The organism is Janthinobacterium kochi, assembly GCF_051380715.1.
GTDB lineage: Bacteria > Pseudomonadota > Gammaproteobacteria > Burkholderiales > Burkholderiaceae_D > Janthinobacterium.
Map to the genome: position 1 here is coordinate 388,706 of NZ_JBNYXO010000005.1, position 14,363 is coordinate 403,068.

General features: G+C 59.2%; 13 protein-coding genes and 1 tRNA gene. 10 read left to right on the top strand and 4 right to left on the bottom strand.

Annotated features, from left to right (window positions below; translation table 11 throughout):
* The first annotated feature begins 96 nt into the window (after positions 1 to 96).
* From ACQ4WL_RS14425 to ACQ4WL_RS14435, 3 genes are all read left to right on the top strand, one after another.
* Positions 97 to 603, top strand: coding sequence for a DUF3429 domain-containing protein (locus tag ACQ4WL_RS14425; RefSeq protein ID WP_436510368.1), 507 nt, complete (start codon positions 97 to 99; stop codon positions 601 to 603).
* Between the two features lie 296 nt (positions 604 to 899).
* Positions 900 to 2,546 (top strand): methyl-accepting chemotaxis protein, encoded by a 1,647-nt coding sequence (locus ACQ4WL_RS14430; protein ID WP_436510369.1) that lies wholly within the window; start codon positions 900 to 902, stop codon positions 2,544 to 2,546.
* A gap of 147 nt (positions 2,547 to 2,693) precedes the next feature.
* Positions 2,694 to 3,002: a GAF domain-containing protein gene (locus ACQ4WL_RS14435; RefSeq protein ID WP_436510370.1), complete on the top strand. Its 309-nt coding sequence runs from the start codon at positions 2,694 to 2,696 to the stop codon at positions 3,000 to 3,002.
* Between the two features lie 246 nt (positions 3,003 to 3,248).
* Here the strand turns inward: ACQ4WL_RS14435 and ACQ4WL_RS14440 are convergent, their stop codons facing one another.
* The 4 genes from ACQ4WL_RS14440 to ACQ4WL_RS14455 form a co-directional block, all read right to left on the bottom strand.
* On the bottom strand, positions 3,249 to 3,992 hold the full coding sequence (locus tag ACQ4WL_RS14440; RefSeq protein WP_436510371.1) for a DUF72 domain-containing protein: 744 nt from the start codon (positions 3,990 to 3,992) through the stop codon (positions 3,249 to 3,251).
* 69 nt (positions 3,993 to 4,061) lie between these two features.
* The gene (locus tag ACQ4WL_RS14445; RefSeq protein ID WP_436510372.1) at positions 4,062 to 4,817 is read right to left on the bottom strand and encodes a UDP-2,3-diacylglucosamine diphosphatase; all 756 of its coding nucleotides are present in this window, start codon (positions 4,815 to 4,817) and stop codon (positions 4,062 to 4,064) included.
* An 86-nt stretch (positions 4,818 to 4,903) separates the two neighbouring features.
* Positions 4,904 to 5,395: a peptidylprolyl isomerase gene (locus ACQ4WL_RS14450; protein WP_099759823.1), complete on the bottom strand. Its 492-nt coding sequence runs from the start codon at positions 5,393 to 5,395 to the stop codon at positions 4,904 to 4,906.
* A 71-nt stretch (positions 5,396 to 5,466) separates the two neighbouring features.
* Positions 5,467 to 6,105, bottom strand: coding sequence for a peptidylprolyl isomerase (locus ACQ4WL_RS14455; protein WP_436510373.1), 639 nt, complete (start codon positions 6,103 to 6,105; stop codon positions 5,467 to 5,469).
* A gap of 276 nt (positions 6,106 to 6,381) precedes the next feature.
* Here ACQ4WL_RS14455 and cysS point away from each other — a divergent pair, with 276 nt between their 5' ends.
* The 7 genes from cysS to ACQ4WL_RS14490 all read left to right on the top strand — a co-directional run bounded on the left by cysS (position 6,382) and on the right by ACQ4WL_RS14490 (position 14,243).
* Positions 6,382 to 7,776 (top strand): cysteine--tRNA ligase, encoded by a 1,395-nt coding sequence (gene cysS / locus ACQ4WL_RS14460; protein WP_436510374.1) that lies wholly within the window; start codon positions 6,382 to 6,384, stop codon positions 7,774 to 7,776.
* Positions 7,773 to 8,495: a DNA-3-methyladenine glycosylase family protein gene (locus tag ACQ4WL_RS14465; protein ID WP_436510375.1), complete on the top strand. Its 723-nt coding sequence runs from the start codon at positions 7,773 to 7,775 to the stop codon at positions 8,493 to 8,495. The genes cysS and ACQ4WL_RS14465 overlap by 4 nt, the downstream gene beginning before the upstream one ends.
* A gap of 54 nt (positions 8,496 to 8,549) precedes the next feature.
* Positions 8,550 to 9,524 carry an acetyl-CoA carboxylase carboxyltransferase subunit alpha gene (locus ACQ4WL_RS14470; protein ID WP_436510376.1) on the top strand — a complete coding sequence of 325 codons (975 nt, stop codon included), beginning with the start codon at positions 8,550 to 8,552 and terminating at the stop codon, positions 9,522 to 9,524.
* 152 nt (positions 9,525 to 9,676) lie between these two features.
* On the top strand, positions 9,677 to 11,095 hold the full coding sequence (gene tilS / locus ACQ4WL_RS14475; protein ID WP_436510377.1) for a tRNA lysidine(34) synthetase TilS: 1,419 nt from the start codon (positions 9,677 to 9,679) through the stop codon (positions 11,093 to 11,095).
* Positions 11,096 to 11,291: 196 nt separating this feature from the next.
* Complete coding sequence (locus ACQ4WL_RS14480) at positions 11,292 to 12,539, top strand: aspartate kinase (protein ID WP_096234796.1); 1,248 nt, start codon at positions 11,292 to 11,294, stop codon at positions 12,537 to 12,539.
* A 110-nt stretch (positions 12,540 to 12,649) separates the two neighbouring features.
* Positions 12,650 to 12,742 (top strand) — tRNA-Ser (locus tag ACQ4WL_RS14485).
* Positions 12,743 to 13,046: 304 nt separating this feature from the next.
* Positions 13,047 to 14,243 (top strand): tyrosine-type recombinase/integrase, encoded by a 1,197-nt coding sequence (locus ACQ4WL_RS14490; protein WP_243136321.1) that lies wholly within the window; start codon positions 13,047 to 13,049, stop codon positions 14,241 to 14,243.
* Positions 14,244 to 14,363 lie beyond the last annotated feature (120 nt).

Consider the following 14,363-nt stretch of genomic DNA (forward strand, 5'->3'; position numbering starts at 1 on the left):
AATATTGGACTATGCGGTTCATTATAGCTACAATCTCATCATACTTGCTAGTGCAGCGATAAACGACGCACGACATTGATAAACAAAGAGGGTTGCATGAACAAGCTAGCATTGAATGCGGCTGTGGTCGACGAGCTGGAGTGGGCGCGTCAAATGAGCCGGGGCCGCACGCCGCGCATCGTTGCCTGCCTGGCTTACGCTGGCCTGATACCGTTCCTTGCCTTATTGGCGGCGAGCTGGCTCGATACGCAGCGTAGCGGTGTCTGGCAGCAATTATCACTTCAATACGGCGCTGTGATCCTCAGTTTTGTAGGCGCGCTGCATTGGGGTTTTGCCATGAGCGTGCAATTCGTCAGTGATCGTAAGCGCAACGTCTGCTTTGCCTGGAGTGTGATTCCCGCCTTGCTGGCCTGGTTGGCCTTGGCGCTTGACCCGCTTGCCGGCAGTGCCTTGCTGGCCACCGGCTTTGGCGTCCATTCCTTCCAGGACTGGCGGCTGTTCAGACACGCCGGGCTGCCCATGTGGTATTTACCGCTGAGGTTGCAATTGTCTGTCGTCGCTGCTGCGAGCTTGCTTGCCACCAGCTTCGCCAGCCATGTGTGAGGCAAGGTAGGGTGAACCATCAGACCGCTGGTCGCCCAACTTTCATTCTCGAAAACAGGAAACGCTGCTCCGGCAACGGTTGGCAAATAGATAGGCAGTTGCCGTCCTGCATAAATTGATACTTTTTAGAAAAATCCTGTCTTTCCGCGCTGCGTATCCATTGCAAGAAGCTAAATGTTGCAAATTTAAAATTTGCAACCGCTATCTGCTCGCCAAAGACGTTGCCGCAAAGAATCATCATTTATCGGACAATGGCTTTCTTATTGCCCTGTCCTGCAAACTACATAAAGACTTGAATGAACAATTCCACTCAAACCGTCGGCACCCGTCTGGCAATAGGTTTCGGCATTACTTTCGCGCTGACAATCTTACTCACCGGCCTAGCCATGAATCGAGTCGGCAGTATCGATCAGACGCTCAGCCGCGTCAACGATGTCAATAACGTTAAACAGCGCCACGCGATCAACTTCCGTGGCAGCGTCCATGACCGTGCGATTGCCGTGCGCGACGTGGTGTTGGCCACTGACGCCGCCGCCATCCAGGTGCAGGTGAGCAAAATCAAGGCGCTTGATGAAAAATATCAGCAATCGGCGGCACCCCTCGATGCCTTGTTTGCCGGTGCCGTGACTGCCGATGAAAAAGCAGCCTTGAGCAATATCAAGGATACCGAGCGCCGCGTGCAACCGTTGATCGCCAAGGTGATTGAGTTGCGGAGTGCCGAGCAATTTACGCAGGCTTCCAGCCTGCTGGCGCAACAGGTCGGCCCGGCCTTCGTAGGCTGGTTGGCGTCGGTGAATAAACTGATCGACCTGGAGGAAAAGATGAGCCAGGACGCTACCGCCGGTGCCCGTGTGCTGAGCAGCAGCTTCTTTACCTGGATGCTAGTGCTGTGTTCGGTTGCCATTGCCGCCGGCGTAAGCAGTGCCTGGTATATCGGTCGCGGGCTGCTGAAGCAGCTCGGCGGACAACCGGATTATGCTGTCAGTATCGTCACCCGCATCGCTGCTGGCGACCTGTCCGTCGCGATTCACACAGCGAAAGATGACCACAGCAGCCTGCTGTTCGCCATGAAAAAAATGCGCGACAACCTGGTCGATATCGTTGCGCAGGTGCGGACCGGCACCGAAACAATTTTCAACGCTTCGACCGAGATCGCAGCCGGAAACTTTGATCTCTCATCGCGCACCGAACGCCAGGCAGGAACGCTTGAAGAGACCGCATCGTCTCTGGAGGAATTAACTAGCACCGTGCGTCAGAATGCCGACAATGCGCGGCAGGCCAATGTACTGGCCGAGTCCGCATCCGAAGTGGCGGTACGTGGGGGGGCCGTGGTAGCGCAAGTGGTCGAGACTATGGCTGCAATCAACGAATCGTCAAAGAAAATTGTCGACATCATCGGCGTGATCGACTCGATTGCATTTCAGACCAATATCCTGGCGCTCAATGCCGCCGTGGAAGCGGCTCGCGCCGGCGAGCAGGGCCGCGGCTTTGCTGTCGTGGCAACCGAGGTGCGTAACCTGGCTCAGCGTTCGGCTTCGGCCGCCAGCGAAATCAAGGCCTTGATCGGCAGTTCGGTGCAGCGGGTCGACATCGGTGCGCGCCTGGTTGACGATGCCGGCACTACGATGGAAGAGATTGTGCGTAGCGTAAAACGCGTAACCGACATCATGGCAGAGATCAGCCTGGCCAGCCAGGAACAAAGCACCGGCATCGAATCGGTCAACCAAGCCGTAGGCGAGATGGACGAAGCGACCCAGCAGAACGCCGCCATGGTCGAACAGGCCAGCAGCGCAGCCGCATCGCTGCAGAAAGAAGCGCAGATGCTAGCCGAAGTTGTCGGCGTTTTCCAGCTCACCGCCGATCCCGAAGGTAGCCGCATTATTGCTCATGTCTCCAACAACACGCCTCGCACGCGGGCCGCCGTCAAGCTGGCAGCTAAGTAATCGTCAGGAAACTATTGTGAAATTACGACGAACGTAGCCGGATGCCATGCAAGGCGTCCACCGCTCGCAGTGCGAGCACTGCGAGCGGTGGGCAACGCCGCAGAGCGCCGGCTAAGGAAGTCATGTGGGTTACATAGCCGTTTGACGATGCCGACATTGGTGCGTGTACCTGCCAAGGCCGAGCCAATAAAGGTCGTGCGATCAAAGCAGCATGCCCCAGCCAGGTGTGCTGACGACTGGGAAATTATCTGGCCGCATCGAATTCTTGCACATCCAGACGCACTGCTCGATCCTCGGTTTCAGAACAACCCGCCGGTTACTGGCGAACTATATATTCGGTTTTATGCTGGGTTTCCGCTTAAAGATAGAGACGGCTATCCTATTGGAGCCCTTTACATTCTGGATCGGGGGCCACGCAAGTTGCGTGATCGCGAAGTACGCGCGTTACGTGAATGAAGCACGCTAGCGTCCGAGGAAATTCATCCCCGCGCCGGTTTCTAAAAGCGTCAACAAGTCGTCCTGTTCAGATCGCCTAAACGTCGCGTTGCTCAAAGATCCATCATATGTGCCGCCAACGGACACTGTTTCACTCGGTCTGCCTATGACACTGGGTTGGGGCTCTCCTGTATTGAGTACCTTCGCCATTGGCAGGCGCGTGTTATATGGCTTTACTGCTCAGGCCTTGATCCAGGCGCCCTTGCCCTAGGTGCACAGTTGTGCGGCTGGCAAGCCCGTCAGCCGCGCCTGCAAGTCCAGCGCATGGAACAGGGCGGCCCCGGCCGCCGTATTGTCGAAGATACACCAGCTGCCTGCCTGTGCCGGCTCTTGCAAGGAGGTGGCCAGGTTTGCCAGATAGTCGGGCGGGTAGGCAGAGTAATAGATTCTCGGGCTGCCGTGCAGGCGCAGGTAGGCCACGCTTGTTGTCGGCACGTGCGGGCCCGGCTGGCCGGCGGGCGGATCGGCGCGCACACGCGTGATGCCTTGCATCGTCAAAAGCTCGGTCGCGCCTGCCTCGAACCAACTGGGGTGGCGCGCCTCGCAAGCGAGCATGCCGTCGAAGCGCTGGCGCAGCGCATGGAAAAATGTGGCGACCACGTCCGCCTCGAAACCCAGGCTGGGCGGTAGCTGCACCAGCACGCAGCCCAGTTTTATTCCCAGTTCCGATACTTCTCCCGCAAAGCGATCCAGTTCCGCCGTGCCATCGCGCAAACGCCGTTCGTGCGTGATGCTGCGTGGCAATTTCACGCTGAAGCGGAAATGGTCGGGCACGCTGGCGGCCCAGCGCGCGTAGGTGGCGCTCTGGTGCGGACGGTAGAACGAGCTATTGATTTCCACGCAGGGCAAGACGCTGGCATAGCGCTGCAGATGGCTGCCATCAAGGGGAAAGTGGCTGGTGGCGGCGCTGGAAAGGCTCCAGCCGGCCGTGCCGATGTAAACAGTGTGCATGGCGCCATTACAGCAAGACCAGGCGGGCGCGGCTATCGGACAAACGCCCGTGCGGTGGTCGGCGCAAGCCTAGTCGATGATGTCGCCGTTGAGAGCATGGCGCGTGATGTTGCCGCGCGTATCGATGGCGATCCAGCCGCCGCGTGGCTGTTCCGGCGCCGTCACGTCGCACTCCCAGTCGGGCAGGACATAGCGCAAGGTATTGTCGACTTTATGCACGGCTGGGCGGTGCGTGTGGCCGTGGATCATGACGGTGCTGGCGTGTTCGGCAAACACTTGCGCCACCGCATCGGGGGTGACATCCATGATATCCATGGATTTTTCGCCATTGTGCTCGCGACTGCTTTGGCGCAAACCGTCGATGATGGCCTTGCGCTGCGCCAGTGGCATGGACAGGAATTGTTTTTGCCACGCGGGCTGGCGCACCATGGCGCGAAACTCCATGTATTGCACATCTTTTGTGCATTCGGCGTCGCCATGCAGCAAGACGATGCGCTGGCCGGCAATGTTCGCCACATGCGGTTCGCTGAGCAGGGTGGCGCCGGCGGCGGCGGCAAAGCCGGAGCCGACGAGGAAATCGCGGTTGCCGGCGATCCAGTACACGTGCACGCCAGCATCGCTGATGGCGCGGATGGCAGCCGTCATGTGCGCATTGAACGGTTCTTCCAGGTCATCGTCGCCGGCCCAGTATTCGAACAGGTCGCCTAATAGATACAGCGCTTGCGCATATTGCGCATGGTGTTCCAGGAATGAAAGAAACGCCGCGCTGGTGCGCGGGTGCGAACTCTGAAGATGCAGGTCGGAAATAAAGAGTGCGGCAGGCATTGTCATCGTTCAACGCTCCCAAAAAGTGATGTGCATGGAGAGGCGAAAACGCTGCAATGCCTGTTATTCATGATGCTGAAGCCTGATTACGCGGCTTCTACCTTCTCGATGATGACGTCCGTCACTGGCACATCGGCGAACATGCCGGTGCGCGAGGTTTTTACGGCGCGGATGGCGTCGACGACTTCCTTGCCTTCGGTGACTTTACCGAACACGGCGTAGCCCCAGCCGTCCTGGCCTGGATAGTCGAGGAAGCTGTTGTTCTTGATGTTGATGAAGAACTGGGCCGATGCCGAGTGCGGGTCCGACGTGCGGGCCATGGCCAAGGTGTAGGTGTCGTTTTTCAGGCCGTTCTTGGCTTCGTTTTCGACGGTGGTGTCGGCAGGTTTTTGTTTCATGCCTGGCTCGAAACCGCCGCCCTGGATCATGAAGCCGTCGATGACGCGGTGGAAAATCGTGTTGTCATAGTGGCCGGCTTGCATGTAGGCCAGGAAATTGGCAACCGTTTTCGGCGCTTTCTCGGCGTCCAGTTCAGCGGTGATCTTGCCCAGATTGGTGGTGATGATGACGGAGGTCATGATGATCCTTAGTAAATTAGATGAAGAATGATTCGACGGCCCCCGTGGTGCAGGGCCGCAAAAACGCTATTTTACAGTTTTGCGGGCGCTGATTTGAGTAAAGTCGCCGATTCGATCACCACGGGGGTGACCGGCACGTTCTGGTGCGGTCCCTTGTCGGCCACGGGCACGGCCTTGATCTTGTCGACCACGTCCATACCGCTGACGACTTTGCCGAACACCGTGTAGCCAAAGCCGTCGCGGCCAGGGTAGTCGAGCGCGCCGTTATTGTTCACGTTGATAAAGAACTGCGAGGTGGCCGAATGCGGATCGCCCGTGCGCGCCATGGCGATGCTGTAGGTGACGTTCTGCAAGCCGTTTTGCGCTTCATTCCTGATCGGCGCCTTGGTGGCTTTCTGCTTCATGTTCTTGTCGAAGCCGCCGCCCTGTATCATGAAGCCATCGATGACGCGGTGAAATACGGTGCCCTTGTAGTAACCGCTGTTGACATACCGCAAGAAATTGGCCACGCTTTGCGGTGCTTTTTCCTGGTCCAGTTCCAGCACGATCTCGCCCATGCTGGTTTTCAGGGCCACGTGCGGCGTGGGGTCGGGGGTAGCCGAAGCGGGTGCTGGGGCGGCTGCCACGACGGCGCTGCCCAGGGTGAGGCCGGCAAACAGGGTGCAAAAGCGGGCCAGGAAAGACAGGCGTTTCGATTTGATTTCTTGCATGAAGGTGTCCTTGATCGTTATTTTTCTCTAAACTTGCTGTCGTGCTAAAGAAATGAGTTTCGGTTGAACATCGTAAAAACCTGATCCATATCGGGCCAGTATGGTTTTTATCAATGTTATACTTGACCGCTACCGCCCTAATTCTAACAAACAAGAACAACACTATAGCGGCTCGATCAGTCTTGGCGCACACGGCAGTTCAGTGGCGCGGCACCCCGGTGTCCGCGCCTGTCTGTCGTTTTGCCAGGCTGGCGACCGCTCCACTTGCAAAGCACGATGAGCAATCTAAAGATTTACAACACCCTGGCTCGCGAAAAGCAGGTATTCGTCCCGATGGAAGCTGGCAAAGTACGCATGTACGTCTGCGGCATGACCATCTACGATTATTGCCATATCGGCCATGCGCGCATGATGATGGCCTTCGACGTCATCTACCGCTGGCTGAAAGCCTCCGGTTTCGACGTCACCTATGTGCGCAACATTACGGACATCGACGACAAGATCATCCGCCGCGCCGTGGAAAACGGCGAGACGATTTCCCAGCTGACGACGCGTTTCACCCGCTACATGGATGAAGACACGGCCGCGCTGGGCATTTTGACGCCCGACCATACGCCGCGCGCCACCGAGTACGTGCCGCAGATGCTGCGCCTGATCGAGCAGCTCGAAGCGAAGGACCTCGCTTACCAGGGGCTTGACGGCGACGTCAATTACGCCGTGCGCAATTTCCCCCATTACGGCAAGCTGTCGGGCAAGTCGCTTGACGATCTGCGCGCAGGCGAACGTGTCGACGTGAACACGGGCAAGCGCGATCCGCTCGACTTCGTGCTGTGGAAGTCGTCGAAAGAGTCTGAGCCGGAAGAAGTCAAATGGGACTCGAAGTGGGGCAAGGGTCGCCCGGGCTGGCATATCGAGTGCTCGGCCATGTCGTGCGCCTTGCTCGGTGAACAATTCGACATCCATGGCGGTGGCGCGGACTTGCAATTTCCGCACCACGAAAACGAGATCGCCCAATCCGAAGGCGCGTTCGGTCACACCAGCGTGAATTACTGGATACATAACGGTTTCGTGCGCCTGGACAATGAAAAAATGTCCAAGTCGCTCGGTAACTTCTTCACCATCCGCGAAGTGCTGCAAAAGTTCGATGCCGAAGTGATCCGCTTCTTCATCCTGCGCGCGCACTACCGCAGCCCCTTGAATTACTCGGACGTGCACCTCGATGATGCGCGCCTGTCCTTGACCCGCTTGTACACGGCGCTGACCGACGTGGTGGTGGAAGAGGGTGCCATCGACTGGAGCGAAGCGCATGCCGTGCGCGTGCGCGAAGCGATGGACGACGATTTCAACACGCCGCTGGCCGTGGCCGCCCTGTTCGATTTGGCGACGGAAGTCAACAAGAGCAAGTCGCCGGCTTTGGCGTGTCAATTGAAGGGCCTGGCGGGCGTGTTCGGCTTGCTGGAGCGCACGCCGCAGCAATTCCTGCAAGCGACCGTCGGCGCCGCCGGTGGCGAGGACGAAGCTGCCGGTATCGAAGCGGCCATCGCGGCGCGCAGCGCGGCGAAAAAGGCGCGCGACTTTGCCCAGTCCGACAAGATCCGTGCCGAACTGTTGGCGGCCGGCATCATTCTCGAAGACAAGCCTGACGGCTCGACCAACTGGCGCCGCGCATGATGCCAACGTCCAGGGAAAACGGGGAAGCGCCCAAGGTGACGGACTTGGCGCAAGCGATCCAGGTGCCGCACTACTGGGAAGAGGCGAAGATCGAGCTGATGAAGCGCGACCGCATCATGAAAAAGCTCATCCCGCAATTTGGCGACCTGCACCTGGTCGGCCATAGCGACCCGTTTACCACCCTGGCCCGTTCGCTGGTGGGGCAGCAGATCACACCCAAGGCGGCGGATGCTGCCTGGAAAAAGCTGCTGGCCGCTTGCCCGAAATGCACGCCTTCGCAAGTATTGAAGGCCGGCGCCGAGCAACTGTCGGCCTGCGGCTTGTCCAAACGCAAGACCGAATACATCCTCGACCTAGCCGACCATTTCAAGGCCAAGCGCGTGCACGCCAGCCAGTGGGACCAGATGGATGACGAAGCCGTCATCGCCGAACTGGTGCAGATCCGTGGCATAGGGCGCTGGACAGCCGAGATGTTTTTGATATTTAATCTGCTCAGGCCGAATGTCTTGCCGATCGACGACCCCGGTTTGATCCAGGGCATCAGCGTCAATTATTTCTCCGGTGAGCCAGTTTCCCGCAGCGATGCGCGCGAAGTTTCCGCCAATTGGGAACCGTGGCGCACCGTGGCGACGTGGTATTTGTGGCGCAGTCTCGACCCTGCAGCCGCCCCTGCCGCAACCGATGCAGCCCCCGGCGCAGCAGCCGGTACGGTAAAATAAACATAGATGACGCCGCGCGCCCTGGCGCCGTGGCCGGTAAAACCTGGAGGTACAATGACTAAAACGACTTTCCTCAATTTTGAACAGCCGATCGCGGAACTCGATTCCAAGATCGAAGAGTTGCGCTTCGTGCAAGACGATTCGGCCGTCGACATCTCGGAAGAGATCGACCGCCTGGCCAAGAAGAGCCAGCAGCTGACCAAAGATATCTACGCCAAGCTGACGCCGTGGCAAGTGGCGCAGATCGCGCGCCACCCGCAACGCCCCTACACCATGGATTATGTGAATGAAATCTTTACCGATTTCCACGAATTGCATGGCGACCGCAGCTACGCGGACGATCTGTCCGTCGTCGGGGGCCTGGCCCGCTTCAACGGCCAGCCGTGCATGGTCATCGGCCACCAGAAGGGCCGCGACACGAAAGAGCGCGCCATGCGCAATTTCGGCATGCCGAAGCCGGAAGGCTACCGCAAGGCCATGCGCCTGATGAAAGTGGCTGAGAAGTTCAACTTGCCCATCTTCACCTTCGTCGACACGCCAGGCGCCTTCCCCGGCATCGACGCGGAAGAGCGCGGTCAGTCGGAAGCCATCGGCCACAACCTGTACGTGATGGCGGAACTGAAAGTGCCGCTGATCGCCACCATCATCGGTGAAGGCGGTTCCGGCGGCGCACTGGCCATCGCCGTGGGCGACGCCGTGCTGATGCTGCAATATTCGACCTATGCCGTGATCTCGCCGGAAGGCTGCGCCTCGATCCTGTGGAAGAGCGCCGAGCGCGCCTCCGACGCGGCCGAAGCGCTGGGCCTGACTGCCCACCGCCTGAAAGCCATGGGTCTGATCGACAAGATCATCAACGAACCGCTGGGCGGTGCCCACCGCGATCCGAAACAGATGGCGACCTTGCTCAAGCGTGCCCTGGCCGACACCTTGCGCCAGTTCCACGGCATGAAAACCAAGGACTTGCTGCAAGCGCGCCATGAAAAACTGCTGAGCTACGGCAAGTTCAAGGAAACCACGCCGAGCGAGTAATTTATTTAAACCCAACGGCAGAGTCTGGGGTCAGACCTTAAGGTCTGACCCCGGCTTTTCAAGGTCTTGGGTTGAGACAACACCAGGGACAGTCCGCTAAACGACACCATCCGTTTAGCAGCCTGTCCCTCTTTGCATTCCCGGAGTCCTGATTGAAAAAGCAACAAACCGTCACTGTCGCCGATATCTTCGCCCGCGCGCTGGAAACCTGCGGACCGCAAGCAGGCGAGACGATCGGCATCGCCTTGAGCGGCGGTCTCGATTCCGCGGCCCTGCTGCACCTGGCGCATGCCTGGGCGCAGGAGCACAGCGTGGCTCTGCACGCGTTTCACGTGCACCACGGCCTGAGCCAGAATGCGGATGCCTGGCTGGCGCACTGCGAGCAAACGTGCGCCGGCATGGGCATTGCCTTTGAAGCACGCAAGGTCACCTTGGAAAAGAATGCAAAGACGGGCACGGAAGAGGCGGCCCGCAAGCGCCGTTACGCGGCCCTGGGCGAGCTGTGCGCGGTGCACGGCGTGCGCCTGCTCCTCACAGCCCACCACCAGGATGACCAGGCCGAGACGGTGCTGCTGCAATTGCTGCGCGGTTCCGGCACGGCAGGGCTGTCCGGCATGGATGGCGCCAATAGCGCGCCCGAGCTGCTGGGCAACCCGGACCTGGTGATGGCGCGCCCGCTGCTGTCGGTGTCGCGCAAACAGCTTGAAGCGTATGTGGCGCACCATGCGATCGCACACATCCACGACGAGTCGAACGACGATCCCCGCTTTGCCCGCAATGCTCTGCGGCATCAGGTGATGCCCGTGCTGGCGCAGGCCTTTCCCGGTTTCCAGGAACGCTTCGCCCGCAGCGCCCAGCATGCGCAGTCGGCGCAGCGCCTGTTGACGGAACTGGCGACGCAGGATTTGCTAAATTGCCTCGATGGCGACTGCATCGAACTGGCGAAGTTGCGCGAGCTGAGCGCGGACCGCTGCTACAACCTGCTGCGCCACTGGTTCGGCACGCGCGGCTTGCGCATGCCGTCGACGGCATGGCTGGCGGAAATGCTGGCGCAATTGCTGGAAGCGCGGCCCGATGCGCAATTGCTGGTGACGCATCCCGAATGCCATGTGCGGCGCCACCGCGACCGTTTATATCTGACGCCGAAGCTCGATGACCTGGCCGGCATGCGCGAGCGTGACGACGCGGGCATTCCCGGCCTGGAAAAGGCTGGCCAGCAATTTGTGTGGAAAGGCGAAGCGTGCCTGGCGTTTCCCGCGTATGGCGGCGTGCTGCATTTCGACACGGTGGAAGCGGGCGGCCAAGGCATCGATATTGCCTGGTTGCAAGCTCAAACCTTGAAGATCGACTTCCGCCAGGGCGGTGAGCGCTTGAAACTGGCCTTGAACCGTCCCACCAGGAGCTTGAAATACCATTATCAGGCATTCGACGTGCCCGCCTGGGAGCGCGAACGCCTGCCACTTGTCTGTGCGGCGCAACAATTGCTGTATGCGGCTGGTATAGGCCTCGATTGTCATTGCCTGGGCCTGCTGGATCGTCCCCGTGTGGCCTTGCGCTGGCGCTCCTGCTGAGCGTAAGGGCAGCTGCCACGGCCACTCTCGGGGAGGCTGGCAAGTGGCTGCCCATGCGCTCCCGACTGCATGGATTGCTTATTTTCATATGCGTAATCGGTATGAGCTAATGCGCTTTTTAGCTTGTTATTTTGCATTGCGGCATGTAGAGTAAAGCCCTCCTTTTTTATTCTTCTTGAGCGGAAACTTCACTCTTATGGCTTTAATCGTCCACAAATATGGCGGTACGTCGATGGGCTCGACTGACCGTATCAAGAATGTCGCCAAGCGCGTTGCCAAATGGCACGACGCTGGGCATCAAATCGTGGTGGTGCCATCGGCCATGTCGGGCGAAACGAACCGCCTGATTGGACTGGCCAAGGAAATCATGGATCAACCCGATCCCCGTGAACTTGACATGATCGCCTCGACAGGCGAACAAGTGTCCGTCGGCCTATTGTCGATGGCACTGCTGGCGATCGGCAAACAAGCCGTATCCTATGCTGGCTGGCAAGTCGCGATCAAGACCGATTCCGCCTTTACCAAGGCACGCATCCAGTCGATCGATGACGAAAAAGTCAAACGCGACCTCGATGCGGGCAAGATTGTCATCATTACCGGTTTCCAGGGCGTCGACGAGAACGACAATATCGCGACCCTGGGCCGCGGTGGTTCCGACACCTCGGCCGTGGCGATTGCCGCCGCCATGAAGGCGGCCGAGTGCCTGATCTTCACGGACGTCGACGGCGTCTACACGACCGACCCGCGCGTTGTTTCCGAGGCGCGCCGCCTGAAGACCATCACCTTTGAAGAAATGCTGGAACTGGCTTCGCTGGGTTCCAAAGTGCTGCAAACGCGTTCGGTGGAATTTGCCGGCAACTACCGCGTGCCCACGCGCGTGCTGTCGTCGCTGACCGACCCGATGTTGCCGCTGGAAATAGAAGCCAATTCAGGCACCCTGATTTCGTTTGAGGAAGATACAAACATGGAACAAGCAGTCATCTCCGGCATCGCCTTCAACCGCGATGAAGCCAAAATCACCGTGCTCGGCGTGCCCGACCGTCCAGGCGTGGCGTACCACATCCTGGGACCGGTGGCGGACGCGAATATCGAAGTCGACATGATCATACAGAATCAGTCGGTCGACGGTAAAACGGACTTCACCTTCACCGTCTCGCGCGGCGAATACACGCGCGCGCTGGCCGTGCTGGAAGCGAACCGCGAATCGCTGGGCGCGGCCAGCATCACGGGCGACGCGAAAGTGTCGAAACTGTCCGTCGTCGGCGTGGGCATGCGCAGCCACGTTGGCGTCGCATCGCAAATGTTCCGTACCCTGTCGGAAGAGGGCATCAACATCATGATGATCTCCACTTCCGAGATCAAGATCTCCGTGCTGATCGATGAAAAGTACATGGAACTGGCCGTTCGCGCGCTGCATAAGGCGTTCGAGCTGGAAAAAGCTTAAATATCCAAAAATATTGCCCCACGCCCTTGACCAAAGGGGGGGCAATCGATATTATGACGTTCGTCGCTGCAGCGCAGTTAGCTACAGAGACATAGTTGAGTAATCAGCTAGGAGACGTGGCCGAGTGGCCGAAGGCACATCCCTGCTAAGGATGCATACGGCTTATACCTGTATCGTGGGTTCGAATCCCACCGTCTCCGCCAGTATTTCTAAAAACCCGCTTCGGCGGGTTTTTTCATTTCCGCTCCTCATAGGAGAAACCACGTAAATCCATCCGCCAGCGTCCGCTGCCTGCCGCGTCAATCCTGCATCTGCTGGGGGGTAGGCTGGGGGGTAGGTATGGCTGTGTGCGCTGCCTTCAGGCGTACGTCACCGGTCCTGTTATGTCCAGCCTGTTGCCGCAACTTGCCTTGTGCAGGATCAAGTGTCGTTGCCAGCACGCGCTTGATCGCGCGCTAAAATTAGTACCGGTTCTCGCAATGCGGGAGTGGTGTCATGGCAATCAGGATGAACAAGCTGTCGGCGCTGGTCGTCGGTCGCACCAGGGAGCCAGGGTATTACGGGGATGGCGGCGGACTGGTGCTGCAAGTATCCGGCGCTGGCGCCAGGAGCTGGCTGTTTCGTTACAGCGTAGCTGGCAGGCGTCACGAAATGGGGCTGGGTTCTTGTCTGGCAGTCGATCTGGTCGAGGCGCGTAAAAAGGCGCGGCAATGCCGTTTGCTGCTGAGCGAAGGGCGCGATCCGCTGGCAATGCGCCGCCAGGAAAAACAGGCCGGGATGCTGGCGCGTGCGCGTCAAATGACCTTTGAACAGTGTGCGGCGTCGTATATCGCGGCGCACCGGCATGGCTGGAGAAATGCCAAACATGTGGCGCAGTGGGAAAACACCCTGGCCGCCTATGTGTTCCCATTGGCGGGGGCGCTGCCTGTCGCGGCGATCGACACCGATCTGGTCGTCAAGGTGCTCGATGCAATCTGGTTGTCAAAGACGGAGACGGCAACGCGCATACGCGGCAGAATCGAATGCATACTCGACTGGGCAACGGTCAGCGGCTTTCGTCAGGGAGAAAATCCGGCGCGCTGGAAAGGCCATCTGGAAAATCTGCTGGCCAATCCGAACAAGGTTTCTCCGGTGAAAAACAGGCCGGCCCTGCCGTGGCAAGAGATCGGCAGATTCATGGCCGCCTTATCGGGTCAGAAAGGGATTGCTGCCAGGGCGCTGGCGTTTGCCATCCTGACGGCTGCGCGCTCAGGAGAGGTCAGGGGTGCGCGGTGGCCGGAGATTGACCTGGAGGCGGCCCTGTGGACGATTCCAGCGCAGCGCATGAAGGCAGGCAAGGAGCATCGCGTGCCGCTCTCTGGTGGGGCGCTTGCGCTGCTGCGCGCAGTGCCGCGTCAGGGGGACATCATCTTTTCAGGCCGTAAGCGTGGCACGCAGTTGTCGGACATGAGTTTGACGGCAGTCTTGCGCCGCATGCAGTTTGACGACATCACCGTGCACGGTTTCCGTTCTTCCTTCCGTGACTGGTGCGCCGAGGCGGCGGCCAATGCCTTTTCACGTGAGGTATGCGAGCATGCGCTGGCGCACCGCTTGCCGGACAGGGTGGAAGCCGCCTATCGGCGCGGCGACTTGTTCGACAAGCGTATCGTGCTGATGCAGGCATGGTCTGACTTTTGCAGCAATCCCGCACCGTCTGTCGTGTGATGGCATGCCCCATGGAGTATCCTTGCGCGGGCTGAGGACTGGCATGCGTGTTCAGGCGCCTTGCAGCCACTGTCCGCATCCCGTGCTGGCACGCGTTCCTGAACCAGGCCTGCAAGCGGC